The 26,076-nt window shown below is 54.9% G+C and carries 22 protein-coding genes and 1 other annotated feature; of the genes, 14 read left to right on the top strand and 8 right to left on the bottom strand.

All coding sequences use genetic code 11. From position 1 onward, the window contains the following. Positions 1-9: 9 nt before the first annotated feature. The 5 genes from trpA to ACE38U_RS00090 are packed head-to-tail and all read right to left on the bottom strand — an operon-like array spanning position 10 to position 6,542. Entirely contained in the window at positions 10-816 is an 807-nt protein-coding gene (gene trpA, locus ACE38U_RS00110; RefSeq protein WP_038482549.1) for a tryptophan synthase subunit alpha, read from the bottom strand. After that, entirely contained in the window at positions 816-2,006 is a 1,191-nt protein-coding gene (trpB, locus tag ACE38U_RS00105; protein ID WP_038482552.1) for a tryptophan synthase subunit beta, read from the bottom strand. Before trpB ends, trpA begins: the two co-directional genes overlap by 1 nt. A 12-nt stretch (positions 2,007-2,018) precedes the next feature. After that, positions 2,019-3,380 carry a bifunctional indole-3-glycerol-phosphate synthase TrpC/phosphoribosylanthranilate isomerase TrpF gene (gene trpCF, locus ACE38U_RS00100; RefSeq protein ID WP_375528925.1) on the bottom strand — a complete coding sequence of 454 codons (1,362 nt, stop codon included), beginning with the start codon at positions 3,378-3,380 and terminating at the stop codon, positions 2,019-2,021. 4 nt (positions 3,381-3,384) lie between these two features. Next, positions 3,385-4,980 (bottom strand): bifunctional anthranilate synthase glutamate amidotransferase component TrpG/anthranilate phosphoribosyltransferase TrpD, encoded by a 1,596-nt coding sequence (gene trpD, locus ACE38U_RS00095; RefSeq protein WP_038471865.1) that lies wholly within the window; start codon positions 4,978-4,980, stop codon positions 3,385-3,387. Next, positions 4,980-6,542: an anthranilate synthase component 1 gene (locus tag ACE38U_RS00090; RefSeq protein ID WP_375528924.1), complete on the bottom strand. Its 1,563-nt coding sequence runs from the start codon at positions 6,540-6,542 to the stop codon at positions 4,980-4,982. Before ACE38U_RS00090 ends, trpD begins: the two co-directional genes overlap by 1 nt. Positions 6,543-6,563: 21 nt before the next feature. Then, positions 6,564-6,661, bottom strand: a sequence feature (Trp leader region). 156 nt (positions 6,662-6,817) lie between these two features. On the opposite strand from ACE38U_RS00090, the gene rnm reads away from it, so the two are divergent. From rnm to ACE38U_RS00055, 7 genes are all read left to right on the top strand, one after another. Beyond that, complete coding sequence (gene rnm / locus ACE38U_RS00085; RefSeq protein WP_375528923.1) at positions 6,818-7,699, top strand: RNase RNM; 882 nt, start codon at positions 6,818-6,820, stop codon at positions 7,697-7,699. Beyond that, a complete protein-coding gene (locus ACE38U_RS00080) occupies positions 7,696-8,316 on the top strand; it encodes an L-threonylcarbamoyladenylate synthase (RefSeq protein WP_038471874.1) in 621 nt (206 codons plus the stop codon). The genes rnm and ACE38U_RS00080 overlap by 4 nt, the downstream gene beginning before the upstream one ends. Before the next feature lie 10 nt (positions 8,317-8,326). Continuing rightward, entirely contained in the window at positions 8,327-9,145 is an 819-nt protein-coding gene (locus ACE38U_RS00075) for a MerR family transcriptional regulator (protein ID WP_176982165.1), read from the top strand. Between the two features lie 197 nt (positions 9,146-9,342). Then, entirely contained in the window at positions 9,343-10,218 is an 876-nt protein-coding gene (gene rluB / locus ACE38U_RS00070) for a 23S rRNA pseudouridine(2605) synthase RluB (protein ID WP_038471880.1), read from the top strand. A 179-nt stretch (positions 10,219-10,397) separates the two neighbouring features. After that, positions 10,398-11,756: an MFS transporter gene (locus ACE38U_RS00065; protein WP_375528922.1), complete on the top strand. Its 1,359-nt coding sequence runs from the start codon at positions 10,398-10,400 to the stop codon at positions 11,754-11,756. A gap of 18 nt (positions 11,757-11,774) precedes the next feature. Continuing rightward, a complete protein-coding gene (locus tag ACE38U_RS00060) occupies positions 11,775-14,126 on the top strand; it encodes a beta-glucosidase (protein ID WP_375528921.1) in 2,352 nt (783 codons plus the stop codon). A gap of 24 nt (positions 14,127-14,150) precedes the next feature. Next, entirely contained in the window at positions 14,151-15,104 is a 954-nt protein-coding gene (locus ACE38U_RS00055) for an AraC family transcriptional regulator (protein WP_375528920.1), read from the top strand. Here ACE38U_RS00055 and cobO read toward each other — a convergent pair. Together cobO and ACE38U_RS00045 are read right to left on the bottom strand one after the other, a co-directional pair. Next, the gene (gene cobO, locus ACE38U_RS00050; RefSeq protein WP_038471893.1) at positions 15,098-15,688 is read right to left on the bottom strand and encodes a cob(I)yrinic acid a,c-diamide adenosyltransferase; all 591 of its coding nucleotides are present in this window, start codon (positions 15,686-15,688) and stop codon (positions 15,098-15,100) included. The two genes, ACE38U_RS00055 and cobO, sit on opposite strands and share 7 nt — an antisense overlap. Further along, a complete protein-coding gene (locus ACE38U_RS00045) occupies positions 15,685-16,446 on the bottom strand; it encodes a YciK family oxidoreductase (protein ID WP_176983320.1) in 762 nt (253 codons plus the stop codon). Before ACE38U_RS00045 ends, cobO begins: the two co-directional genes overlap by 4 nt. Before the next feature lie 257 nt (positions 16,447-16,703). Here ACE38U_RS00045 and sohB point away from each other — a divergent pair, with 257 nt between their 5' ends. Beyond that, positions 16,704-17,753 (top strand): protease SohB, encoded by a 1,050-nt coding sequence (sohB, locus tag ACE38U_RS00040; protein WP_038471899.1) that lies wholly within the window; start codon positions 16,704-16,706, stop codon positions 17,751-17,753. 68 nt (positions 17,754-17,821) lie between these two features. On the opposite strand, the gene ACE38U_RS00035 is transcribed toward sohB, so the two are convergent. Then, complete coding sequence (locus tag ACE38U_RS00035; protein WP_375528919.1) at positions 17,822-18,073, bottom strand: YciN family protein; 252 nt, start codon at positions 18,071-18,073, stop codon at positions 17,822-17,824. A 400-nt stretch (positions 18,074-18,473) separates the two neighbouring features. On the opposite strand from ACE38U_RS00035, the gene topA reads away from it, so the two are divergent. The 6 genes from topA to acnA all read left to right on the top strand — a co-directional run bounded on the left by topA (position 18,474) and on the right by acnA (position 26,055). Beyond that, positions 18,474-21,071 (top strand): type I DNA topoisomerase, encoded by a 2,598-nt coding sequence (topA, locus tag ACE38U_RS00030; protein ID WP_375528918.1) that lies wholly within the window; start codon positions 18,474-18,476, stop codon positions 21,069-21,071. Between the two features lie 200 nt (positions 21,072-21,271). Further along, positions 21,272-22,246, top strand: coding sequence for an HTH-type transcriptional regulator CysB (gene cysB, locus ACE38U_RS00025; RefSeq protein WP_038471909.1), 975 nt, complete (start codon positions 21,272-21,274; stop codon positions 22,244-22,246). Between the two features lie 345 nt (positions 22,247-22,591). Next, on the top strand, positions 22,592-22,720 hold the full coding sequence (locus ACE38U_RS00020) for a YmiA family putative membrane protein (RefSeq protein ID WP_071842910.1): 129 nt from the start codon (positions 22,592-22,594) through the stop codon (positions 22,718-22,720). A 2-nt stretch (positions 22,721-22,722) separates the two neighbouring features. Next, positions 22,723-22,893, top strand: coding sequence for a YciX family protein (locus ACE38U_RS00015; RefSeq protein ID WP_158399815.1), 171 nt, complete (start codon positions 22,723-22,725; stop codon positions 22,891-22,893). A 157-nt stretch (positions 22,894-23,050) separates the two neighbouring features. Continuing rightward, a complete protein-coding gene (ymiC, locus tag ACE38U_RS00010) occupies positions 23,051-23,149 on the top strand; it encodes a small membrane protein YmiC (protein ID WP_235212905.1) in 99 nt (32 codons plus the stop codon). 230 nt (positions 23,150-23,379) lie between these two features. Further along, positions 23,380-26,055, top strand: a complete 2,676-nt coding sequence (acnA, locus tag ACE38U_RS00005; RefSeq protein ID WP_375528917.1) for an aconitate hydratase AcnA — start codon at positions 23,380-23,382, stop codon at positions 26,053-26,055. Positions 26,056-26,076: the final 21 nt, after the last annotated feature.

The following is a 26,076-nucleotide window of genomic DNA, read 5'->3' as shown; positions in this document are numbered from 1 at the left end:
TTTTACCGATCAACCGCGAGTCGCGGCTTTCATATTCTGTACAAAGACCTTCAGTTCGCTGAGCATCACCTCTGGCTGTGCCAGATTCTTCTCAATGATTTTCACCACCGCAGAGCCTGAAATTGCCCCCGCTGCGCCAGCGGAAATCGCATCGCGAACCTGAGAAGGTTCAGAAATACCAAAACCTTGCAGAGGTGGCGCGGCATGATACTCGCCCAGTTTCTCAATCAGATGGTTAAGAGGCAGCTGAGCACGAGTTTCAGTGCCGGTAACCCCTGCGCGGGAAAGCAGGTAAGTATACCCCCGGCCGTGGGACGAAATTTCACGCAGCAGCGCATCGTCGGCGTTTGGCGGACAGATGAAGATAGGCGCTACACCGTGGCGCATGGCGGCGTTACGGAACTCGGCTGACTCTTCAACCGGTACGTCGGCTACCAGCACCGAATCCACGCCCACTTTGGCACACAGCGCGTAAAACTCGTCGATACCGCGGTTAAACACCAGGTTGGCATACATCAGCAGGCCAATCGGGATTTCCGGGTACTTTTGGCGGATCGCGGCGAGCATTTCAAAGCACTGAGTTGGCGTCACGTCAGAGGCGAAGGCACGCAGCGCTGCGCCCTGAATCGTTGGACCATCCGCCAGCGGATCGGAGAACGGAATACCCAGCTCCAGCGCATCCGCCCCGCCTTCAATCAGCGCGTCGATGATTTTCAGCGAAAGCTCCGGGTTCGGGTCGCCCAGCGTCACAAAGGGAACGAATGCGCCTTCCTTGCGGGCCTGCAGCTGTTCAAACAGATGATGATAACGTTCCATTACATTTCCCCTCGTGCTTTCAGAATATCGTGGACGGTGAAGATGTCTTTGTCGCCGCGGCCAGAGAGGTTCACTACCAACAGCTGTTCTTTTTCAGGATTCTCGCGGATCATTTTCAAGGCATGGGCGAGGGCGTGGGAAGACTCCAGCGCAGGAATAATACCTTCGCTGCGGCATAGCGTTTTAAAGGCGTCCAGCGCTTCGTCATCGGTAATGGACACGTAATCGGCGCGGCCGGTGCTGTTCAGATAAGCGTGCTGTGGCCCAACTGACGGGAAGTCGAGCCCGGCAGAGATAGAGTAAGACTCTTCAATCTGGCCTTCGTCAGTCTGCATCATCGGCGACTTCATGCCGAAGTAAATGCCCACGCGGCCGTGCTTCAACGGCGCACCGTGTTCGCCGGTTTCGATCCCGTGCCCGGCAGGTTCGACGCCAATCAGGCCCACGCTGGTTTCGTCGATAAAGTCGGCAAACATGCCGATGGCGTTGGAGCCGCCGCCCACGCAGGCGATCACCGCGTCAGGCAGGCGGCCTTCTTTCTCCAGAATCTGCGCTTTGGTTTCTTCACCGATCATGCGCTGGAACTCACGGACGATGGTTGGGAACGGGTGCGGGCCGGCGGCAGTGCCGAGCATGTAGTGCGCGGTGTCATAGCTTGCAGACCAGTCGCGCAGCGCCTCGTTACAGGCATCTTTCAGGGTGGATGAACCGCTGTGTACCGGAATCACTTCGGCACCCATCAGGCGCATGCGGAAGACGTTTGGCGACTGGCGCTCAACGTCTTTGGCCCCCATATAGATGCGGCATTTCAGGCCGAGCAGGGCGCTGGCGAGCGCAGAGGCTACGCCGTGCTGACCCGCGCCGGTTTCGGCGATGATCTCGGTTTTACCCATGCGTTTGGCGAGCAGGGCCTGGCCCAGTACCTGGTTAGTTTTGTGCGCGCCGCCGTGCAGCAGATCTTCACGCTTGAGGTACAGCGTAGTGTTGGTGCCTGCCGTCAGGTTACGGCATTTCGTCAGGGCTGTTGGGCGCCCGGCGTAGTTTTTCAGCAGGTCGGTAAACTCGGCCTGGAACTCCGCATCGCTTTGCGCCGCCACGAAAGCTTCTTCAAGCTGGCGCAGGGCAGGCATCAGGATCTGCGGCACATACATGCCGCCAAATTCACCAAAATAAGGGTTCAGTAAAGTCATGGTATCTCTTCCTTAGTAAGCCCGCAGAGTCTGAAAGACCGCAGCCAGCTTGTTAGCATCTTTTATTCCCGGCGCGCTTTCCACGCCGGAGTTGAAATCCAGTCCCGCGCAGCCGGCTTTTGCCGCTTCCACGCAGTTATCCGCTCCGAGGCCGCCCGCCAGAATCACGTTTTCCAGCTTTTGTCCGGCTAACAGTCGCCAGTCAAAGCTTTGCCCGGTGCCGCCCTGGCCGTTATCGAACACGTACTTATCCACGTGTTGTAGATTGCGCTCGGGCAGCGTGTCAGCCACGCTCAACGCTTTCCAGATTTGTGTATTCGCCGGCAGCAGGGCACGTAGCTCAGTAATGTAATCCTGGTTTTCAGCGCCGTGGAGCTGAACCGCACTGAGCGAGAATTTCTCTGCTTTCGCCACGACTTCCGCTACCGGCGTGTTTCTGAAAACGCCCACGTAGCGAAGCGGGGCGGCGGCAATCACCGCTGCGGCTTTATCATCGGTGACAAAGCGAGGTGAAGCAGGCACGAAGATCAGACCACCGTAAATAGCTCCGGCTTCCTGAGCTGCACGAGCATCTTCGCCACGCGTAAGGCCGCAGACTTTGTTCTCCCCGAACAGCACGCGGCGTACCGCAGCGTTCAGGTCATCTTCACTCATCAGCGCCGAGCCAATCAGGAAGCCGTTCGCGTAGTGGCTAAGCTCGCGAACCTGAGCGTAATTATTGATGCCAGATTCACTGATAACCGTCACGCCGTGGGTCAGGCGCGGCGCCAGCTGCCGGGTGCGATCCAGATCGATGGACAGGTCGCGCAGGTCGCGGTTGTTGATGCCGACGACTTTGGCGCCGAGCGTGATGGCACGCTCCAGCTCTTCTTCGTTGCTCACTTCGGTCAGCACGCCCATATTCAGGCTGTGGGCAACCGCGGCCAGTTGGCGATACTGTTCGTCGTCCAGCACCGAGAGCATCAGCAGGCAAGCATCTGCCTGGTAAAAACGCGCCAGATGAATCTGATAGGCGTCGATAATAAAGTCTTTGCACAGCACCGGCTGGCTGACAATCCCGCTGACGACAGGCAGAAAATCAAAGCTGCCCTGGAAGTATTTCTCGTCGGTCAGCACCGATATCGCAGAAGCATAATGCTTATAAACGCCTGCAATTCGGGCCGGATCGAAATCGTCGCGGATAACCCCTTTAGACGGGGACGCTTTTTTGCACTCAAGAATGAAGACGGTGCGGGCCCCCTGCAGCGCGTGATAGAAGTTGCGCGTGGCTGGCACTATCTCATTCTGGAAGCTCGCCAGCGGCTGCTGCTGTTTGCGGGCTTCGACCCACAGCGCTTTGTCAGCCACGATGCGGTTTAATACGGTCTCCTGCATTGCCTTATCCTCTCCCCGCGAGCGCGGTCACGCGGTCGTATGCAGCACCGCTACGTAATACATCCAGCACTTTCTGTGCGTTAGCTTTCAGGTCTTCATGGCCGTGCAGTCGCATCAGCATGGCCACGTTTGCCGCGACGGCAGACTCGTGCGCTGTCTCACCTTTACCTTGTAGCAGGCGGGTCAGAATGTCACGGTTTTCTTCCGGCGTGCCGCCCGCCAGCGCTTCCTGGTGGTAGGCAGGCAGGTCGAAATCGGCGGCGGTCAGCTGGTAGCTTTTGATTTCGCCGTGGTTCAGTTCGGCAACCAGTGTTGGCGCGTGAAGCGAAACTTCATCCATGCCGCCGCTGTGAACAACTGCCGCGCGTTTGTAGCCGAGGACGCGCAGTGTTTCAGCAATCGGCAGTACCAGCTCAGGGCTGTAAACACCGATCAGCGCCAGCGGCGGGTGTGCCGGGTTAATCAGCGGGCCTAACACGTTGAACAGGGTGCGCGTTTTCAGCTGCTGGCGAACCGGCATCGCGTGGCGGAAACCCGTGTGATACTTAGGCGCAAACAGGAAGCAGACGCCCAGCTCGTCCAGCGCTTTGCGGGAAGCGTCGGCATTCATCTCAAGGTTGATGCCAAATGCTGCCAGCAGGTCGGATGAACCGGACTTGCTGGACACGCTGCGGTTACCGTGTTTGGCGACCTTAAGCCCTACCGCTGCGGCGACAAAGGCGCTGGCGGTGGAGATATTAATGCTGTTGCTGCCGTCGCCGCCGGTACCGACGATGTCGGCAAACTCGTAACTCGGGCTTGGGAACGGCGCAGCGTGTTCGAGCAGGGCGGATGCGGCCCCGGCGATTTCGTTCGGATGTTCACCGCGCACCTTCATGCTGACCAGCGCGGCCGCCAGCTGTTCTGGCTTCAACTCACCGCGAACGATGGCGGAAAACAGCTGGTGGCTCTCTTCGCGGCTCAGGGTTTGTGCCTGATAAAGTTTGTCGAGGATCGGCTGCAGCGTATTGGCCTGCTTCAGCTTGAGCAGCGCCCAGTCGAGCGTCTGCTCAAGCAGGCGAGCCCCGTGGCTGGTCAGGATGGATTCCGGATGGAACTGGAAGCCAACAACCCGGTCAGCTTCATGACGAACCGCCATTACCATGCCCTCGAAATGCGCGTTGATGGTCAGCCCGGCAGGAATATTGCTGCCAACCAGCGAGTGGTAACGCGCCACCGGCAGCGGGTTAGGCAGCCCGGCAAACATCGCTTCGCCGTCGTGGGAAATAGAAGACGCTTTACCGTGCAGGATTTCTCCGGCCTGGCCTACGTAGCCGCCGTAAGCTTCAACGATGGCCTGGTGGCCCAGGCAGATACCGATAATCGGCAGCTTGCCGCGCATGCGGGTCAGCAATTCAGGCATACAGCCCGCTTCGCTTGGCGCTCCTGGGCCTGGTGAAAGCATCAGTACCGGGTTATCCATGGTGGCCAGGCGTTCAATCAAGGTCTGCGCCGGAACATGGTTACGGTAAATCACCACGTTGTGGCCGCTCGCGCGGAGCTGATCTGCCAGGTTATAGGTGAATGAGTCGATATTATCGAGCAGCAGAATGTCAGCCATTAGAAAGTCTCCTTCGCGTGATGCGCTGTAGCAATGGCGCGCAAAACGGCGCGGGCTTTGTTGCGGGTTTCGTCGGCTTCTGACTGCGGGTCTGAATCCAGGACAACGCCGGCCCCAGCCTGAACGGTGGCGATCCCGTCTTCAACATAGGCAGAGCGGATAACGATGCAGGTGTCGAGGTCGCCGTGGGCGGTGAAATAACCCACCGCGCCACCGTAGCTGCCGCGACGCACGCCTTCGGCGCCGGCAATCAGCTGCATGGCACGCACTTTAGGTGCGCCGCTCAGGGTGCCCATATTCATGCAGGCGCGATAGGCGTGCAGCACGTCCAGGTCATGACGCAGCTCGCCAACAACGCGCGACACCAGGTGCATCACGAAGGAGTAGCGGTCGACTTTGGTTAAATCAGCCACGTAGCGGCTGCCCGGCGTACAGATGCGGGCCAGGTCGTTACGCGCCAGGTCAACCAACATCAGGTGTTCAGAGAGTTCTTTATGATCGGTGCGCATTTCCAGCTCGATGCGGCTGTCTAAATCGCGGTCCAGCGAACCGTCCGCGCGGCGACCGCGAGGCCGGGTACCGGCAATCGGGTAGATCTCAATCTGGCGGTTCGTCGCATCGTATTTCAGCGAGCTTTCCGGAGAGGCCCCGAACAGCGTGAAATCGTTATCCTGCATAAAGAACATGTACGGGCTTGGGTTGCTCTTCTTCAGCGTCTGATAGGCGGCCAGCGGCGACGGGCAGGGCAGTGAGAAGCGGCGGGACGGCACTACCTGGAAGATTTCGCCGATGCGAATAGCTTTTTGCATCTGGCGGACAACCGCGCCGAATTCTTCATCGCTCTGGTTAACGTCGCAGCGCATGTGTTCGACTTTCTGTACCGGCAGCTCGGCTGGCTGCTCGCTAATTTGCTGGCGAAGCTGTTCGGTACGTTTTATCAGGCGCTGTTTTTCGCTTTCTGACGGCGTAAAGAGACTGGCCTGAATGCGGGTCTGCTTTTTCTGGTGATCGATGGTCAATAATGTCTCGGCCAGGTAGAAGCAGTAATCCGGGCAGCGGTTGTCCTGTTTCAGCTGCGGCAGATCTTCAAAGCCGGCCACCAGGTCATAAGCGAACAGGCCGCCGAAGAACATCGCGTTACGTTCGTCAGCGGGCACGCTCACCAGTTCCTGCATGATGCGGAAAGCGTCAAAGACTGACAGCGAACACAGGCGTGCGTCTTCATCTAATAACGAGCTGACGCCCGGAAAGCGCAAGATACGGCCATCGGGGAAGTGTTCATTTTCGACCCCAGCCGGTAAGGCTGCGTCCAGCAGCGGCAGTAAAGAGGCGCCGTTCGCGGACAGAGCCTGTAAAGTGACGGTGTCACCCAACGCCGTAATGCGCATGGCGCTGTCTACCAGCAGCAGGCTTTTTAAATCGTTTTTGCTGTCGATGTCGGCGGACTCCAGCAGCAGCGTCGCAGGGCGTGCGCCGCACAGCTGGTGGAAAAGGGCCGTTGGGTTTTCACGGTAGGCAGCTTCGCTGCTCAGGAGTTCAAGTGCCGGTTTTTGTGTTTGCATTTTAGTTCTCAAATTTTGTTCAAAAAAAAGCCCGCATCGTTGGCGGGCCTGGTATCTGCGCTGTTAAACAGCGTACGCGATCGCACCGCCCGAGTTCAGGGAGTACGCCACCAACCGTGCAGGGAATTCATCGCTTTCATTTCAGATACCTCGTTATGTGAACTTGCGTACTAGTAAACTGGTTCGGGCGTGTATTGTCAATACTGATTTTTTAAAATAGCCGAATATCGCTATCATAGGCCGCTAAATTTCTGTTTATCCATTCTGGAGCTATTTTGAGCGAGCCCACCCTGGCCACGATCCACGATTTACACAGCCACACTACCGCCTCGGACGGCCTGTTGTCTCCTGAAGCTCTTGTCAGCCGCGCGGTGGATATGCGCGTGACGGTTCTGGCTATTACCGATCACGATACCGTTGCCGGCCTGCCTGCTGCGCGTGCAGAAATCGAACGTCTGAATTTACCGCTACAGTTAATCAGCGGAGTAGAAATATCAACCGTGTGGGAAAACCACGAGATTCATATCGTGGGGCTGGGCGTTGATGAGCAGCATCCGGCGCTGACGCTGTTTCTTGCGCAGCAGAGTGAACGCCGCAGCCAGCGCGCAGTGATGATTGCCGAGCGTCTGGATAAAGCGCGTATTCCCGATGCGTTAGAAGGCGCAATGCGGCATGCCAGCGGCGGGGCGATCACCCGCGGTCATTTTGCTCGTTTTCTGGTCGAGCAGGGCAAAGCCAGCAATATGGGCGACGTCTTCAAGAAGTATCTGGCGAAAGGGAAAACCGGATATGTTCCGCCTCAGTGGTGTACAATAGAACAAGCTATTGATGTCATTCATCATTCTGGCGGGCAGGCGGTACTGGCGCATCCAGGGCGCTACGGCCTGACCGCAAAATGGCTAAAACGACTGCTGGCGCACTTTGCCGAACACGGTGGCGATGCCATGGAAGTTGCGCAGTGCCAGCAGGCTCCCAACGAACGAACCCAGCTTGCGAGCTACGCGAAGCAGTTTAATCTGCTGGCGTCGCAGGGATCAGACTTTCATCTGCCCTGCGCCTGGATTGAGCTGGGACGCAAGCTGTGGCTTCCTGCGGGCGTTGAGCCCGTCTGGCAGCACTGGGAGCAGAGCCACATCGCGAAAGAGAGGGCAGTATGAGTCAGTTTTTTTATATCCACCCGGATAACCCGCAGCCGCGCCTGATTAACCAGGCAGTGGACATTATTCGTAAAGGTGGGGTGATTGTTTACCCTACGGATTCCGGCTATGCGCTGGGCTGTAAGCTGGAAGATAAATCGGCGATGGAGCGCATTTGCCGCATCCGTCAGCTTCCCGATGGCCACAACTTCACCCTGATGTGCCGGGATTTATCTGAGCTGTCGACCTATGCGTTTGTCGATAACGTCGCGTTCCGCCTGATTAAAAACAACACGCCGGGGAACTATACTTTCATCCTCAAGGGTACCAAAGAGGTGCCGCGCCGCCTGCTGCAGGAAAAACGTAAAACCATCGGCCTGCGCGTGCCGTCAAACCCGATTGCGCTGGCGCTGCTGGAAACGCTGGACGAGCCGATGCTGTCAACTTCGCTGATGCTGCCGGGCAATGAGTTTACCGAGTCCGACCCTGAAGAGATTAAAGATCGTCTGGAGAAGGTCGTGGATCTGGTCATCCACGGCGGTTATCTGGGCCAGCAGCCCACCACGGTTATCGACCTGACGGAAGATGCGCCAGTGGTGATGCGCGAGGGCGTCGGGGACGTTAAACCTTTCCTGTAAGGAGATGGCTATGGCCCGATTTAACATTGATGTTCTGGCTTCTCAGTGCGGCGTGACGCCAGCCAATATTCGCAGCTGGCAGCGTTACGGTTTAATCAAACCGCAGGTGGATGAGAACGGGCACCGTTTTTTCAATTTTACCCACTGTTCACGGGTCGCAGCGATTGTAGGCTGGCTTGAAAAGGGCGCCGCGTTGCCGGATATGCTGGCGCTGCTGAACGGTGAGGAAACCGGCACTCCTTCCGGCTGGCTTGAGGTTCAGGAAGCCCTGTTGGCGCAGTGCGAGGCGATGCAGCCCACGAAGCTGCGGGGGCTTATCTGGCGCTACGGCCGCGAAGTGCCTCCGGCTATTTTTATTGATGAAATTGTCCGGCCGCTGAGGCTGTGGCTCGACGCCGATGTGCAGCAGGAAATGGCCATGAGCCGCGCTATGCTGGACACCGCCCTGATTGAATACGCCACGTTCGTGCTGGCCAGCGGGCGAAAACGCCCCGGCGGCAGGCTGTTTATTCTGGCGCTTTCGCTGAAAGATCCCCTTGAGCTGTGGCTGGAAGGGATTCGTTTTGCCAGCGACGGTTTCTTCGTTGAGGTGCTGGATCGTGAAATTCCGTTCCCGGACCTCAGCCGCATCAGCGCCGATCACATTATGATTTGGACGGATAAAGCGCTGACGAGCAGCCAGCAGGCGCTGTATCAGCGGTGGCTGAGTAGCGATTTACCCGTCTTTCTTGCGGGCAGTGAAGCCGCACAGGCACAAAGAGATGTGGCAACAAGCGCTGACTGTTTACCCGTCGACCGTGCCTCGCTGCTTGCCAGCCTGAATCATTAGTATGAGTAAAACCCGGTAGACGGGTTTTAACTCCATTTGCGCTAAAATTCGTGTACTATGTGCGGCCACGAAGCTGCCCTCAGCATTTGACTGCGACCGGGCGGCGGTCCGAATCCGTATTTATACTTCATCAGGCCCATGCCTTTTGATTTCAAAGTATCTGAGACGCCTGTGAAGGCGACACCCGAGGAAGCTCAATGAGCGAAAAGTTACAAAAAGTGCTGGCTCGCGCTGGCCATGGTTCCCGTCGTGAGATTGAAACCATTATCTCTGCTGGTCGCGTAAGCGTTGATGGCAAAATTGCCACGCTGGGCGATCGGGTTGAAATTACCCAGTCGCTTAAAATTCGCATCGATGGTCATTTGATCTCGATTCGTGAGTCTGCGGAACAAATCTGCCGCGTGCTGGCCTATTACAAACCGGAAGGTGAGCTGTGTACCCGCAGCGATCCGGAAGGGCGCCCGACGGTGTTTGATCGTCTGCCGAAGCTGCGCGGTGCTCGCTGGATTGCCGTAGGGCGTCTGGACGTCAACACCTGCGGTTTACTGCTGTTCACCACCGACGGCGAGCTGGCTAACCGCCTGATGCACCCGAGCCGTGAAGTGGAGCGTGAATACTCCGTTCGCGTCTTTGGTCAAATAGATGACGATAAAGTAAAGCAGCTTTCTCGCGGCGTGCAGCTTGAGGATGGCCCTGCGGCATTCAAAACTATCAAGTTCACCGGTGGCGAAGGAATTAACCAGTGGTACAACGTGACCCTGACCGAAGGCCGTAACCGTGAGGTTCGTCGCCTGTGGGAAGCGGTTGGCGTGCAGGTAAGCCGCCTTATTCGCGTTCGTTATGGCGATATCAAGCTGCCTAAAGGCTTGCCGCGTGGCGGGTACACTGAGCTCGATCTGGCCCAGACAAACTACCTGCGTACGCTTGTCGAGCTGCCGGAAGAAACCAGCAGCAAGGTGGCGGTAGAAAAAGATCGTCGCCGTATGAAGGCGAACCAGATTCGCCGTGCCGTTAAGCGTCACACTCAGACCACCGGCGGCAATCGTCGTTCCGGCGGTCGCAGTAACGGTTAATCCCCTTCATTCCCGGTGAATCCTCGCCGGGAATGTCTCTCCTGATATTCCTGTTTGAGACAACTCTCACACTTTCGCACAAAGACAAAAAACAGGAAATAGCTCGACAAATAACGCAAAGTAATGGTTTTGCACCCTCCTTATACTGGCTGAACATTGTGTAATGTGCGGGGGGGAACATGAATTCTGTGCAGAAGTTATCGGCAAGCTATGTGGCGATCGGCTTAAAAGAAAAAGTCGGTTATGGGTTAGGGGATTTTGCCTCTAATTTATCATTTGGGTTTGTATCACTATTCTTGCTTTTCTTTTATACCAATATATATGGGATTAGCGCCGCGCAGGCCAGCGTGATATTTGTTGTGGCTCGCATCATTGATGCCATTTTTAATGTGGTCATTGGGTTTGCTATTGATAAGACGCACAGCCGCTACGGGAAGCTAAGGCCCTGGATATGCTACGGCGCGATTCCCTTAGGCTTGCTGACCGTATTGTGTTTTTTCCCCTTCGGCGGCGGCGCAAAATTCTATTTTGCCTTTATCTCTTATACGCTTTACTGCCTCGCATATACGGCAGTAAATACGCCATATTCGGCGTTAACGAACCGTATCACGCAGCATGAAGCCTCGCGTGCCTCGCTTTCGGTCTATCGATTTGTGCTGGCGATCCTGGGTTACCTGATTGTTTCAACCACGGCCGACTGGATTATATCGCCTTTTACCGATAAGCAGTACGGCTATGTCTTTGCCGTGTCATGCTTCGCACTGCTGGCTACCTTCATGTTTATGCTGTGTTTTGGCATGACGAAGGAAAGGGTCACGGAAGAGAGCACACATTCACCTGGGCTGCGTGAAATGCTCAGGGCCGTCACCGGGAATAAACCGCTTATTCACCTGTCATTGTTCACCGTATTTTTCTACATTGCCTATACGGTGTGGATGGCGATTGCTATCTATTTTATAAAATACATTATTGGTAACCAAGGGTTTACCGCGACTTTTTTCATTATTCAGTCGGCCGCTTATATTGTGGGGACGGTTTTGTGCGAAAAATTAATTACCCTAATGGGGAAAAAGAAAATGACTCTGGCAGCATTGCTACTCGGTGTGTTGGGTGTGCTAATGCAATATTTCATCGCCGGAGATAATATTTGGTTAATTATGACCGGTGTCTGCTTATACAGCATTACGCTGGGTATCGGATTTGTTGCAATGTGGTCGATGATAGCCGACACGGTTGAATATGCCGAATGGCATCATGGCGTTCGTACTGAAGGTGCTATATATGGTTTCTATAATTTTATCACCAAAATTGCGATGGCCATCGGCGGTGGCTGTGCAGGGTGGATGCTTGATTATTACCACTATGATGCCGGTAATATTAGTGCCAGCGCTATCAACGGTATCAATATTATGATGACGTTATTTCCAGGGGCGATGTTCGCACTCAGCGCGATTTTTGTTGCCTGTTATTCCCTTGATGAAAATAAATACCGCGATATCGTTCATAAACTGAGTCTGCGCAAGCAGGAAACGCTTTAACTTCTGGGGATTAGCAAAATGAATGCTGACTTTCACGCAATGCTTGCGGCAATGACGACCAATGAAAAAGTGACCTTACTGAGCGGTAGCGGCCTGTGGCGCACAGCCTCTCTGCCACAGCACGGCATCCCAGATATCGTCATGACTGATGGCACCTATGGCGTACGTTACAGCAGCGCTCAAATCGACGGCCAGCAGAAGTGGAGCATGGATGATTTTATCTCCGTGATCACGCAAACGGCCGACCGGGCAGGTGCGGCGGTAGAGGATGAACAGAAAGGAGGAAGCGAGGCCTTATTCAGCGCTTCTTTGCCTGCTACCTGCTTCCCTAACGGCTCAAGCCTGGCGTGCAGCTGGGATATTGACCTGGTGCAAATAATGGGGCAAGCGTTAGGGCTTGAGTGCCAGAAAATGGGCGTGGGGATTTTGTTAGGACCGGGAATTAATATTCGACGTACTCCGCTTGCTGGTCGGGGATATGAGTATTACTCCGAGGATCCGGTTGTCAGCGGCGACATCGCAGCGGCCCTGATTAATGGCCTGCAGGCAGAGGGCGTGGGCGCCAGCCTCAAGCATTTCGCCGCCAATAATTCAGAGTTTCGCCGTACCGAAATGGACTCAATAGTAGACGAACGTGCGCTACGAGAAATTTATCTGGCAGGATTTCAGAGAGCGATTGCCAAATCGAATCCGTGGACCGTGATGTCCTCCTATAATCGGCTAAATGGCGTTCAAACCTCTCAGGATCCTTTCTTGCTCACTAAAGTCCTTCGAGATGAATGGGGCTATAGCGGCCTGGTGATGTCGGACTGGTACGGAATTAAAGACCGTCCCGCCTCGCTGATGGCAGGTAATGATTTAGCCATGCCGGAAACGGCACGGGATAAGAAAACATTGCTGGCGGCTATCGAGGCCGGTGAAGTGCCGCTTAGCGTGGTTGACAGCGCCTGTCTGAGAATGCTCGAACTCATTGATAAAGTAGAACGCCATCGGCGCAGAGATGCCGTTGCTGATTTCCCCGCACACCACGCCCTTTCGCAGAGGCTGGCGGCAGAGTCGATTGTATTATTGAAAAACGAAGACGACCTGCTTCCGTTACGGCCCGATAAAACTCCCCGTATAGCGGTGCTGGGCAAACCAGCACAACAGCCTGTTATTCAAGGATCAGGTTGCGCCACTACGGTGCCGTATTTCCTCGATCGCCCTCTCGATGAGATCTTCGCGTTGGCGGGAGAGGCGTTTACGGTTTCGTGGGCTGAAGGCACACCGGACGATATACAGGCAGATGCGCAGGCGCTTCAGGAAGCGATAACCGTCGCACGAGAAGCGGATGTCGCGGTCGTCTTTGTCAGTACCGCCGTCGGCGAAGATGGTGAAAACGGCGACCGTCAGGATCTGAATATTCTTGCGGTCCACGAGCAGCTTATCCGCGAGGTCGCTGCGGTACAGCGCAACGTCGTTGTCGTGCTGGCCAACAGCGATGCGGTGGTGATGCCGTGGCTGAGCGAATGCAAAGCATTGTTGGAAACCTTTTTTGCCGGGCAGGGAATGGGGGGCGCCGTGGCGGACATTTTGTTTGGCAAACGTAATCCCTGCGGCAAGCTCACGGTCACCGTTCCGAATACGCTGGAAGAGACGCCGGCCTGGCTGCATTATCCGGGGGAAAATCTGCAGCACCATTACAGTGAGGGATTATTTGTCGGTTATCGCTATTATGATAAACGCCGCCTGACGCCGCTGTTTCCTTTTGGCTTCGGCCTGAGCTACACGCGTTTTGCGTATGACAGGATTGAACTTTCTACTGAGCGATTGGGTGATAATGAGACCTTAACGGTTAACGTGGATGTGACGAACTGCGGCAAATACGCCGGTAAAGAAATCGTGCAGCTTTACGTCCGTGCGCCAAAAGGGGAACTGATTCGTGAGGAAAGGGCGCTGAAAGCCTTTAGTAAAATCCTCCTTGAGCCAGGAGAAACGCGGCGTGTGAGCCTCCAGGTGCCTGTTGCCGAGCTGAGCTGCTATCATCCGGGTCTGGCAAAATGGCTAATAACGCCCGGCCGCTGGCAGGTGTATGTTGGCGGGTCGTCACGCGATTTACCGCTGAGTGCCGGGTTTAATGTTGACTGCGAGGAGCAATACATGACGCTTCGTGATGATAACTCGCTACAGCAGTTGATTCAGCAGCCGGAAGTCTTCGATCGCGTAGTGGCGTTGGTTGCCGGGAAAAGCCTTGTGCCGCCAGAGGTTGTGCGGGAGAAGCTGACCAGGGTTGCACCGGACCTCTTTTGCGGCTTATTCATCGCGCTTACCGAGTTTCTTGGGCTGGATATTGAGCGAGATGAGTTAAACGCCGTGCTCGCCGGGGAATAATAATGAACAGCCACAGGGGGCGCCGTGTTTTCTTTTTCAGCTATTCATGCCGGGTCGGCAATAACAGAAGGGCGGCAGCTGAACGCGAGCGGCTATGAGCTGATAGCTTTCGACGCCGAAAAGCTGAATGTCTTTGCCGCTGAGGTGCGTTACTGCGAGCCTCACTGGCACCCGGCACCTGAGCTTGTCACCGTCCTTGCGGGGCGTTTTACCCTGTCCGTAGGCATGCAGTCTATTGAACTGAATAAGGGCGGAATGCTCTATATTAATGCCCAGGAGGTCCACTCGCTGTGTGCGGAGGAAGAGGGCAGTACGCTGGTCACGGTGCAGTTTTCCTCGGGTCTGTTCGACGAATTACATCCGGCACCGGACATTGACTGGTGTCGTCCGGATGGGGTTACGGACAGCGCTGACAGGGTCGTTCATCAGCGACTAAAAACGCTGATTGAACACCTGATAGACGACCGTGCGCCTTTCCAGCGTATTGCTGCAATTTATTTGCTGCTGGATGCGCTTGTAACGGCAGGAAAGCCGGTGGGTCGGGTCGAGAGCGCGCAGCGTGACGTGGCGATGATCAAGAAAGGAATTGAGTTTATTAACCAGCGATTTGATCAGCCCCTCAGCCTCGCCGAGGTCGCCAGCTATATCGGGGTCAGCTATTCATGGTTTTCGCGGCAGTTTAAGAAAGTGAGCCGCCATAACTTTAAAGAATACCTGACCCTGGTGAGGTTAAATAAAGCCCGCACGCTGCTCAAAGACACGCGTTCGCCTATCACCACCATTAGCCACTCCTGCGGTTTTCAGGAGCATAAATACCTGATTGCCGCGTTTAATAAGTATTGCGGTTTGACGCCAACGGAGTACCGAAAACGCTTTGTTTCCCGGCAAAGCGCCATCGACAGCAAGCTGGCTCTGGGGGAGGATTGTCTCTGCCTGCCGCTGAATGCGGAGCTGCTTAAGCGCCTGGAATTTCAGTAATCAATGCCGGGTTGCGCTTTGACCCCGGCGTCAAACGCATGCTTCACCGGGCGAAGTTCGCTGACCGTGTCGGCGATGTCCAGAATCTCGCGATGACATCCGCGTCCGGTGATAATCACCGTCTGGTTTGCCGGACGGCTAGCCAGCGCGCTTAAGACTTCTTCCAGCGGCAGATAATCATAGGCCACCATATAGGTAAGTTCGTCGAGGATAACCATATCCAGCGCAGCGTCCGCCAGCATGCGTTTACCCTGCTCCCATACCGCCAGGCACGCGGCCGTATCGGTTTCACGGTTCTGTGTCTCCCAGGTAAAGCCGGTTGCCATCACCTGAAACTCCACGCCGTGCGGCTCCAGCAGATTACGCTCGCCGTTCGGCCATTGGCCTTTGATAAACTGAATTACTCCGACTTTTTTGCCGTGGCCTACTGCACGGGTGGCGGTGCCAAATGCAGCGGTTGTTTTACCTTTGCCGTTGCCGGTAAAGACTATCAGGATCCCTCGCTCTTCCTGAGCATCCGCAATGCGGGCATCAACCTTTTCTTTTTGCCGCTGCTGTCGCTGCTGGTAACGATCCTCACTCATTCTGAAATCCCCGGTTTGCGGTTAGGCTGGGCGTCAAAACTCATGCCGGTTTTTCGGCGGCTATCGTCGCCCATCAGCCACAGATAAAGCGGCATTAAATCTCGCGGCGTTTTTAGTTTTGACGGATCTTCTGTTGGGAAGGCGCTGGCGCGCATCGCCGTACGCGTGCCGCCGGGGTTAATGCAGTTCACGCGCAGGTTGTGTTGCTTATATTCCTCGGCCAGCACCTGCATCATGCCTTCTGTGGCAAACTTCGATGCAGCATAAGCTCCCCATCCAGCGCGGCCCTGGCGGCCAACGCTGGAAGTGGTGAAGACCAGCGAGCCGGATTCGGATTTGAGTAATAAAGGAAGCAAAGCCTGAGTCAGGAAAAAGGTGGCGTTAACGTTCACCTGCATCACGGCCTGCCAGGTGTCCGGGTTCTGCTTATCCATCGGCACCACGTCGCCAAGAATACCTGCGTTATGCAGTACGCCATCGAGGCGCGGAACCAGCGTAGCGAGCTTGTTTGCCAGGCCGTGGCACTCTTCCGGGGTGGCCGTGGCCAGGTCGAGCGTGAACCAGTGCGCTGGCAGCAGGCCGTGGGACTGGATTTCGCCGGCGACGGCGCGAAGCTTCTGTTCGTTGCGTCCCAGCAGAATGACCGAAGCACCGAAGCGAGCGTAGGTGAGTGCGGCGACACGGCCGATGCCATCGCTGGCGCCGGTGACTAAAATAATTCGGTTTTGCAGTAAGTTATCTTGCGGCTGGTAGTGCACGGTTTTGCTCCTCGCGTGATGCAATATGCTCACGTCTTATTTCTCATTGGGTTACCGGGCTTTATGCCTCAAAGGCGGGCGCATTTCAATCAGCCTGACGGAGACAATGCTCAGGATTAACATTTTGCAAAAGTTTCCCTGCGCCAAACCCTTTAAGGAAGCGCTCTTCCTGCCTTTATAGTTACTTACAGACGAACGTGTACCCGCTCGGGTACACTGGCAGACATTAACAATGCTTAGTGATAAAGGCGGTAAATGTGGATCTGATTGCTAACTATGGGCTTTTTCTGGCTAAAGCGGTAACCCTCGTGGTTGCGATTGCCGCCGTGGCCATTATTTTGGTGAACGTTGCGCAACGTAAGAAACAGGCGCGCGGTGAACTACGCCTGACGAATCTGAGCGAGCAGTATCAGGACGTCAAGCAGGAAATGCAGGTCGCTATGCTCGATCCGCACCAGCAGAAACTGTGGCATAAAGAAGAAAAGAAAAAACTCAAGCTTGAAGCAAAACAGGCTAAAGCGCGGGCAAAACGTGGCGAAAAAACCAGTTCGGGCAAGCCAACGCTTTACGTGCTCGACTTTAAAGGCAGCATGGATGCTCACGAAGTGAGTTCCCTGCGCGAAGAGGTTACCGCCGTGCTGTCCGTGGTGAAGCCGAAAGATGAGGTTCTGCTGCGGCTTGAAAGCCCCGGCGGCGTGGTTCATGGCTATGGACTTGCGGCATCGCAGCTTCAGCGTTTACGTGACAAAGACGTCCCGCTAACGGTTGCGGTAGACAAAGTCGCGGCCAGCGGCGGTTATATGATGGCGTGTGTGGCTCAGCGTATTGTTGCCGCGCCATTCTCCATCATCGGTTCGATTGGCGTCGTGGCCCAAATTCCTAACTTCCACCGCCTGCTCAAACGTAATGACATCGACGTTGAGCTGCACACCGCGGGGCAGTACAAACGTACCCTGACGCTGCTGGGCGAAAATACCGAACAGGGACGTGAGAAATTCAGGGAAGATCTGAACGAAACGCATCACCTTTTCAAGCAGTTTGTCAGCAGCATGCGTCCCGCGCTTGATATTGAAGCGGTGGCTACGGGCGAGCACTGGTACGGTACTCAGGCGAAGGAAAAGGGCCTGGTGGATGACGTGGCGACCAGCGATGACCTGCTGTTGGGCATGATGAAAGATTTTGACGCCGTAAATGTCCGATATCTGCAGCGTAAAAAAGTAATGGATCGTTTCACCGGAAGCGCGGCGAACAGCGTTGACCGCCTGCTGCTGCGCTGGTGGCAGCGGGGAGAAAAGCCGCTGCTCTAAAACAATTATTTTCTAAAACAAGGCTGTTCTAAGACCAAAAAAGCGAGGCCCTGAGCCTCGCTTTTCGTTTAGTCCTGCAGCGAATACTTTTCAGACAGGACGTGGGCCAGGTGCTTAAACATATTAAACACCGCCGTGCTCTTCGGCGTCGGCAAGCCCTGTTCGTCCAGGAAGTATTCTCCACTAAAGACCAGCACGCCGTTTTTCTGGGCCACGCCGGTGGCTTCCATCCCGTGCAGGAAATCCTCATGTTCACGAATGATTTTGTTCGCCTCAACGAGGAGGGATTCGCGGTCAATAGGTTGAGTTGTCTCTTGCATGATGTTCTCCTTAAAAAACTGGCGCTAGTTTACGTCCGCTTGAGGGGAAAGGGCAAATTTTCCCTGTAAACCCTGTGGCCTTAAAAAAGTTAACCGTGCTGGCGGGATCCGGTATTGCATGCTAATAAAGTTGCGTAACATATTTTATCAGGTAGAGTGTGACGCTTTCGCAAATCTGGCAACAGAATTGCTTGACATTCGACCAAACTTCCGTCGTGCTATGCCACTTGCGCGAGACTTCTGGCCTTCAATAACCGGCGAGTGAGCCGCCTGTGATGCAGGTTATTGAAAAAAAGAGTTGATCTCCTTCCACACTGCCGCAATATAAAAAAGCGCGTCGCCAGTGGAAGGTGAAAATTTGCGACGTATTCCTGGAAGAATTAAATAGGTAAAGGTGAAAATGGGTAAAGCTCTCGTCATCGTTGAGTCCCCGGCAAAAGCCAAAACGATCAACAAATATCTCGGTAATGACTACGTGGTTAAATCCAGCGTCGGTCACATCCGTGATTTGCCGACCAGTGGATCAACCACCAAGAAGAGCGCTGACTCTGCCGCCGCCAAAGGGACCAAAAAGGTCAAAAAGGATGAACGCGGAGCGCTCGTCAATCGCATGGGTGTTGATCCATGGCATAACTGGGACGCTCGCTACGAAGTGCTGCCGGGCAAGGAGAAAGTGGTCTCCGAGCTGAAATCTCTGGCAGAAAAAGCAGACCACATCTATCTCGCAACCGACCTTGACCGCGAAGGGGAAGCCATTGCATGGCACCTGCGGGAAGTTATCGGCGGCGATGAAACGCGCTATAGCCGCGTGGTCTTTAACGAAATCACTAAAAATGCGATTCGCCAGGCGTTTGAAAAGCCGGGTGAACTGAACATCGACCGTGTTAACGCCCAGCAGGCGCGCCGCTTTATGGACCGCGTAGTGGGTTACATGGTGTCGCCGCTGCTGTGGAAAAAGATTGCGCGTGGCCTGTCCGCAGGGCGCGTGCAGTCCGTAGCGGTTCGCCTGGTTGTCGAGCGTGAGCGCGAAATCAAAGCGTTCGTGCCGGAAGAGTACTGGGAAATCGACGCTAACCTGTCGACGCCGAAGGGCGATGCGCTCCCGGTGCAGGTGAGCCATCATAAAGACAAGCCTTTCCGGCCGGTTAACCGCGAGCAAACTATGGCGGCGGTTAGCCTGCTAGAAAAAGCTCGCTACATCGTTCTGGATCGTGAAGACAAGCCAACCAGCAGCAAGCCGGGTGCGCCGTTCATTACCTCCACGCTGCAGCAGGCCGCCAGTACGCGTCTTGGCTTCGGCGTGAAGAAAACGATGATGATGGCACAGCGTCTTTACGAAGCGGGCCACATTACCTATATGCGTACCGACTCCACCAACCTGAGCCAGGATGCGGTGAGCATGGTGCGCGGCTATATCGAAGAGAGCTTCGGTAAGAAATACCTGCCTGCGGACGCCAACCAGTACGCCAGCAAGGACAACTCTCAGGAAGCGCACGAAGCGATTCGTCCTTCTGATGTGTCCGTGCAGGCCGAGTCGTTGAAAGACATGGAAGCGGATGCCCAGAAGCTTTATCAGCTGATCTGGCGCCAGTTCGTGGCCTGCCAGATGACGCCTGCGAAATACGATTCCACCACGCTGACGGTGGAAGCCGGTGAATACCGCCTGAAGACGCGTGGTCGTACGCTGCGCTTTGATGGCTGGACGAAGGTGATGCCTGCGCTGCGTAAGGGCGATGAAGACCGCACTTTACCGGCGGTTAACCCGGGTGAGGAACTGACGCTGGTTGAGCTGCTTCCGGCCCAGCACTTTACCAAGCCGCCTGCACGTTTCAGTGAAGCATCGCTGGTTAAAGAGCTGGAAAAACGCGGTATTGGTCGTCCATCTACCTACGCTTCTATCATCTCCACCATTCAGGATCGTGGCTACGTGCGCGTCGAGAACCGCCGTTTCTACGCTGAAAAAATGGGCGAGATCGTGACCGACCGTCTGGAAGAAAACTTCCGCGAGCTGATGAATTACGACTTCACCGCGCAAATGGAAAACAGCCTGGACCAGGTCGCAAACAATCAGGCCGAGTGGAAAGGCGTGCTGGATAACTTCTTCAGCGATTTCAGCGGCCAGCTTGAGAAAGCCGAGCAGGATCCGGAAGAAGGCGGCATGCGCCCGAATCAGATGGTCCTGACCAGCATCGATTGCCCAACCTGCGGCCGTAAAATGGGGATCCGTACCGCGAGTACCGGCGTGTTCCTCGGCTGTTCCGGCTATGCGTTACCGCCGAAAGAGCGCTGCAAAACCACCATCAACCTGGTGCCGGAGAACGAAGTTCTTAACGTGCTGGAAGGGGATGACGCGGAAACAAACGCCCTGCGCGCCAAGCGTCGCTGCCAGAAATGCGGCACGGCGATGGACAGCTATCTCATCGATCCGAAGCGTAAGCTGCACGTTTGTGGTAACAACCCGACCTGCGACGGCTACGAAATCGAAGAGGGTGAGTTCCGCATCAAAGGTTATGACGGCCCGATCGTTGAGTGCGAGAAGTGTGGCTCAGAAATGCACCTGAGAATGGGGCGTTTCGGGAAGTACATGGCCTGTACCAACGACGAGTGTAAGAATACCCGTAAGATCCTGCGTAACGGCGAAGTCGCGCCGCCGAAGGAAGACCCGGTGCCGTTGCCTGAGCTGCCGTGCGAGAAATCCGATGCCTATTTCGTGCTGCGTGATGGTGCGGCTGGGGTATTCCTGGCGGCAAACACCTTCCCGAAATCTCGTGAAACGCGTGCGCCGTTGGTTGAAGAGCTTCACCGCTTCCGCGATCGTTTACCGGAGAAACTGCGCTACCTGGCCGATGCTCCTCAGGAAGATCCTGAAGGGAATAAAGCTTTCGTACGCTTTAGCCGTAAAACGAAGCAGCAGTATGTCGCTTCTGAGAAAGAGGGCAAAGCGACCGGCTGGTCCGCCTTCTTCGTCGACGGTAAATGGGTTGTCGGCAAGAAATAAGCCTGCCTGCAAATGAGAAAACCGGAGCCTGTCTCCGGTTTTTTTATGCCGCTTTATATAACTCGTTTATTATCTTTTCATCCCATCTATACAAAGTAGCTATAACTGATATAGTAAGTAAAGCAATGTCAATTTTCGTATTTTCTGCGTCGTAACCCCTGCCATTGAGTGCCGGGGCCTTTGACCCTGGACGGTAAGTCATGAAATTACAGCAGCTTCGTTATATCGTTGAAGTCGTTAACCACAACCTGAATGTGTCCTCCACGGCGGAAGGGCTTTATACCTCTCAGCCGGGGATCAGTAAGCAAGTTCGTATGCTGGAAGATGAGCTTGGGATCCAAATTTTCGCCCGCAGCGGGAAACATCTGACTCAGGTGACGCCGGCAGGGCAGGAAATTATCCGTATCGCCCGGGAAGTGCTTTCTAAAGTCGACGCCATTAAATCCGTTGCCGGGGAGCATACCTGGCCTGACAAAGGCTCGCTGTATGTGGCCACCACGCATACCCAGGCTCGTTACGCGTTGCCCGGCGTGATAAAAGGCTTTATTGAGCGTTATCCGCGTGTTTCTTTGCACATGCATCAGGGCTCGCCGACGCAGATTGCAGAGGCCGTGTCTAAAGGCAATGCAGACTTTGCGATTGCCACCGAAGCGCTGCATCTTTATGACGACCTGGTCATGCTGCCGTGCTACCACTGGAACCGTTCAATCGTGGTCACGCCGGATCATCCGCTGGCCTCAAAAGAGTCGGTCACCATTGAAGAGCTGGCGCAGTATCCGCTGGTTACCTACACCTTTGGTTTTACCGGCCGTTCAGAGCTGGACACCGCCTTTAACCGAGCCGGATTAACGCCGCGTATCGTCTTTACGGCGACCGATGCTGACGTTATCAAAACGTACGTGCGTCTGGGCCTTGGCGTGGGGGTTATCGCGAGCATGGCGGTGGATCCGATTTCCGACCCCGATTTAGTCCGCATTGAAGCGCAGGGCGTATTTAGCCACAGCACCACGAAAATTGGTTTCCGTCGTAGCACTTTCCTTCGCAGTTATATGTATGATTTCATTCAGCGTTTTGCGCCGCATTTAACGCGAGATGTGGTCGATACCGCAGTGGCATTACGCTCAAATGAAGATATTGAAGCGATGTTTAAAGATATAAAATTACCGGCCAAATAATTTCCCAGGGTATCTTCGGTGAATCCGGAGATACCCACTTCATTATTAAATAAGAATTAAACGCATTTCTTCATCTATTCCCATTCCCGCCTAATAAGCCACATCGTGACAATGGTTATTGTGTCGCAATAAAGAGACACAGCTAGTAAATAAGTCGTAGTTGCGCAAATTTGGTGTTTCGATTATTTATTTCAGGTCAAAAGATTAAATCTTTTCTCTTCCCCATAGCGCAATTTTTCTGGCTTTTGAGCTAGAGTTTCTTTAGGATTAATCCCAACTGGCGATTAGTTATACCGATTGTTTGGAAATATTACGATAAGTGGTGTCGATTGTATGAGGCTAGCAATGTCATCAGGAAGTGAGCAACCGCAAAGGGATCCGGCGCTGAAACGCAAGGCGTGGACTGCGGTGTTTTTGGTGTCAGCCTTGTTCTGGCTGGTCGTGGCGCTGGTTGCCTGGAAATTTTGGGGGTAGCTATGTCTACTCGGGATAGGGTTCCTGCACCCAAAGTCGTGGCCCGCACCCGCGGCAAAACGCGAAAAGAAGTAAAAAAAGAGGAAAGCACATCGACTGAAGGCTGGGCGCTGACAAAACAGCAGCAGGCTTTTATCGATTTGTTTTCCGAAGACGACAGCAAAAAACAATAATTTCGTTATTAAACCGTTTATTTTCTCTGCGGCAAAGAAATGCATTTTATTTACCGTAGGGCAACGAATCGTTTACTGATAATTACACACAGCAATACATTCTGGTGACTGCTTAATTAAGCAGTCTTATTGCATATCGCAACATTGAGCAAAACTTATGAATAATCAACGCGCCGTGAAATACTGGTCCTGGATGGGCGCCTTTACGCTATCTGCTGTCTTTTGGGTAGAAATGTTCCGCGCCTTCGTTAATTAATCATCGCCACGTGCGGCTTACCGCCGCTGCTCTGCCGCACCAAAGACTCCTCTCTGCTTTAAATCTCGCCCTGGCTAACGCCGGGGCGTTTGTTTACTCACGGCTTATTCCCTTCGCGTCATTTATCAATTTGGGTTGTTATCAAATCGTTACGGCAGGTTTGTGTTATCTTTAATAGTGACCCTGCTGATAATCAGGGCACTCGCTATCCCTGTCATAAAGGAGGAGCTATGTCGTTAACCCTACGCGAAGCCAGTAAGGACACTTTACAAGCGCTAAACAAAACCTGGCACTACTACAGCCTGCCGCTGGCCGCAAAAGAGCTTGGGGATATCAGCCGTTTACCTAAGTCGCTAAAAGTTTTACTGGAAAACCTGCTGCGCTGGCAGGATGAAGACTCCGTCACCCGGGAAGATATTCAGGCGCTGGCCGACTGGCTAAAACATGCCCACGCCGACCGCGAAATTGCCTATCGTCCTGCCCGTGTACTGATGCAGGATTTCACCGGCGTCCCCGCAGTCGTTGACCTTGCCGCGATGCGCGAAGCGGTGAAACGCCTTGGCGGAGATGTGGCAAAAGTGAATCCACTCTCCCCGGTTGACCTCGTAATTGACCACTCCGTGACGGTCGACCATTTTGGCGATAAAGACGCCTTCGAAGAAAACGTTCGCCTGGAAATGGAACGTAACCACGAGCGCTATGTCTTTTTACGCTGGGGGCAGCAGGCCTTTAGCCGCTTCAGCGTCGTCCCGCCGGGCACCGGTATTTGCCACCAGGTCAACCTTGAGTATCTGGGGAAAGCCGTCTGGAGCGAAGAGCAGAACGGTGAATTTATCGCTTATCCTGACACGCTGGTGGGCACCGACTCCCACACGACGATGATTAACGGTCTGGGTGTACTTGGCTGGGGCGTAGGTGGTATTGAAGCCGAGGCCGCAATGCTTGGCCAGCCCGTTTCCATGCTGATCCCGGATGTCGTCGGCTTTAAGCTCGACGGCAAATTGCGTGAGGGGATCACCGCCACGGACCTGGTGCTGACCGTCACCCAGATGCTGCGCAAGCACGGCGTGGTGGGTAAATTTGTTGAGTTTTACGGCGATGGTCTTGATTCGCTGCCGCTTGCCGACCGGGCGACTATCGCCAACATGTCACCTGAATACGGCGCCACCTGCGGCTTCTTCCCGATTGACGGCGTAACTCTCGACTATATGCGTCTCAGCGGGCGCAGCGAAGAGCAGGTTGCCCTGGTAGAAGCCTACGCTAAGGCGCAGGGCATGTGGCGTAATACGGGGGACGAACCCGTGTTTACCAGCACGCTGGCGTTAAACATGAACGACGTTGAGGCCAGCCTGGCCGGGCCAAAACGTCCACAGGACCGCGTCCCGCTTGGCGGCGTACCGCAAGCATTTGCCGCCAGCAACGAGCTTGAAGTCAACGCTTCACACAAAGACCGCAACCCGGTTAGCTATACGCTTGCTGGCCGTGAGCACCAGCTGCCGGATGGCGCAGTCGTGATCGCGGCCATTACCTCCTGTACCAACACCTCAAACCCTAGCGTGCTGATGGCGGCCGGGTTGCTGGCTAAAAAGGCCGTCAGCCTGGGGCTGAAGCCACAGCCATGGGTGAAAGCGTCGCTTGCGCCGGGCTCTAAAGTTGTGTCTGACTACCTGGCAAAGGCGAAGTTAACGCCTTACCTCGATGAGCTTGGCTTTAACCTGGTGGGCTACGGCTGTACTACCTGTATCGGTAACTCGGGCCCGCTGCCGGATCCTATCGAACAGGCGATTAAAAAAGGCGATCTCACCGTGGGCGCGGTGCTTTCAGGGAACCGTAACTTCGAAGGTCGTATTCACCCGCTGGTCAAAACTAACTGGCTGGCATCGCCGCCGCTTGTTGTGGCCTATGCGCTGGCCGGGAACATGAACATCGACCTGACCAAAGAGCCGCTGGGGCACGATAAAAAAGGTGACCCGGTTTACCTGAAAGATATCTGGCCGAGCAGCCAGGAGATTGCTGCCGCCGTGGCGCAGGTGACCACCGATATGTTCCGCAAAGAGTACGCGGAGGTGTTCGAAGGCACTGAGGAGTGGCGCAATATTAAGGTGGAACGCTCGGCTACCTACGGCTGGCAAGATGACTCGACCTATATCCGGCTGTCGCCGTTCTTTGATGATATGGGCATAGAGCCTAAACCTGTGGAAGATATCCACGGTGCTAAGGTACTGGCGATGCTCGGGGACTCGGTAACCACCGACCACATTTCCCCGGCTGGGAGTATTAAACCTGACAGCCCGGCAGGGCGTTATCTGCAAGGGCATGGCGTTGAGCGCGGGGATTTTAACTCCTACGGCTCGCGGCGCGGTAACCACGAAGTGATGATGCGCGGGACGTTTGCCAACATTCGTATTCGCAACGAAATGGTGCCGGGCGTGGAAGGAGGCATGACGCGGCTATTGCCGGGCGAAGAAGTGCTTTCAATTTACGACGCAGCGATGCGTTACAAAGAGCAGGGCACGCCGCTGGCGGTGATTGCCGGGAAAGAATATGGCTCCGGCTCAAGCCGTGACTGGGCTGCGAAAGGTCCCCGGCTGTTAGGCGTTCGGGTGGTGATTGCCGAATCGTTCGAGCGAATTCACCGCTCTAACCTTATCGGCATGGGCATTTTGCCGCTGGAATTCCCGCAGGGCGTCACGCGTAAAACGCTTGGCTTAACGGGCGAAGAGAAGCTGGACATCAGCGGGCTTAATCAGCTCCAGCCGGGTACAGATGTCCCGGTTACGCTGACCTTCGCCGACGGGCGTAAGCAGGTGGTTGATTGCCGCTGCCGTATTGATACCGGCAATGAGCTTACCTATTTCCGTAACGATGGCATCCTGCATTATGTGATCAGGAATATGCTGAAGTAAGAAACGAAAAAGCCCCTGAAA

The sequence above is a fragment of the Cedecea selenatireducens genome (assembly GCF_042138895.1).
In the GTDB taxonomy this organism is placed as follows: domain Bacteria; phylum Pseudomonadota; class Gammaproteobacteria; order Enterobacterales; family Enterobacteriaceae; genus Cedecea; species Cedecea selenatireducens.
The sequence above is the reverse complement of the archived record's forward strand: the minus strand, read 5'-3'. Positions and strand labels throughout refer to the sequence as shown.

Bases quoted from the DNA above. Each gene is read 5' to 3' on its own strand.
- ymiC (WP_235212905.1), top strand. From the start codon at position 23,051: ATGAATAATCAACGCGCCGTGAAATACTGGTCCTGGATGGGCGCCTTT.
- cobO (WP_038471893.1), bottom strand. From the start codon at position 15,688: ATGAGTGAGGATCGTTACCAGCAGCGACAGCAGCGGCAAAAAGAAAAG.
- acnA (WP_375528917.1), top strand. From the start codon at position 23,380: ATGTCGTTAACCCTACGCGAAGCCAGTAAGGACACTTTACAAGCGCTA.
- trpCF (WP_375528925.1), bottom strand. From the start codon at position 3,380: ATGCAGGAGACCGTATTAAACCGCATCGTGGCTGACAAAGCGCTGTGG.
- ACE38U_RS00075 (WP_176982165.1), top strand. From the start codon at position 8,327: ATGGCCCGATTTAACATTGATGTTCTGGCTTCTCAGTGCGGCGTGACG.
- rluB (WP_038471880.1), top strand. From the start codon at position 9,343: ATGAGCGAAAAGTTACAAAAAGTGCTGGCTCGCGCTGGCCATGGTTCC.
- ACE38U_RS00080 (WP_038471874.1), top strand. From the start codon at position 7,696: ATGAGTCAGTTTTTTTATATCCACCCGGATAACCCGCAGCCGCGCCTG.
- trpD (WP_038471865.1), bottom strand. From the start codon at position 4,980: ATGGCTGACATTCTGCTGCTCGATAATATCGACTCATTCACCTATAAC.
- trpB (WP_038482552.1), bottom strand. From the start codon at position 2,006: ATGACTTTACTGAACCCTTATTTTGGTGAATTTGGCGGCATGTATGTG.
- trpA (WP_038482549.1), bottom strand. From the start codon at position 816: ATGGAACGTTATCATCATCTGTTTGAACAGCTGCAGGCCCGCAAGGAA.
- cysB (WP_038471909.1), top strand. From the start codon at position 21,272: ATGAAATTACAGCAGCTTCGTTATATCGTTGAAGTCGTTAACCACAAC.
- ACE38U_RS00020 (WP_071842910.1), top strand. From the start codon at position 22,592: ATGTCATCAGGAAGTGAGCAACCGCAAAGGGATCCGGCGCTGAAACGC.
- ACE38U_RS00090 (WP_375528924.1), bottom strand. From the start codon at position 6,542: ATGCAAACACAAAAACCGGCACTTGAACTCCTGAGCAGCGAAGCTGCC.
- ACE38U_RS00065 (WP_375528922.1), top strand. From the start codon at position 10,398: ATGAATTCTGTGCAGAAGTTATCGGCAAGCTATGTGGCGATCGGCTTA.
- topA (WP_375528918.1), top strand. From the start codon at position 18,474: ATGGGTAAAGCTCTCGTCATCGTTGAGTCCCCGGCAAAAGCCAAAACG.
- ACE38U_RS00035 (WP_375528919.1), bottom strand. From the start codon at position 18,073: ATGCAAGAGACAACTCAACCTATTGACCGCGAATCCCTCCTCGTTGAG.
- ACE38U_RS00015 (WP_158399815.1), top strand. From the start codon at position 22,723: ATGTCTACTCGGGATAGGGTTCCTGCACCCAAAGTCGTGGCCCGCACC.
- ACE38U_RS00060 (WP_375528921.1), top strand. From the start codon at position 11,775: ATGAATGCTGACTTTCACGCAATGCTTGCGGCAATGACGACCAATGAA.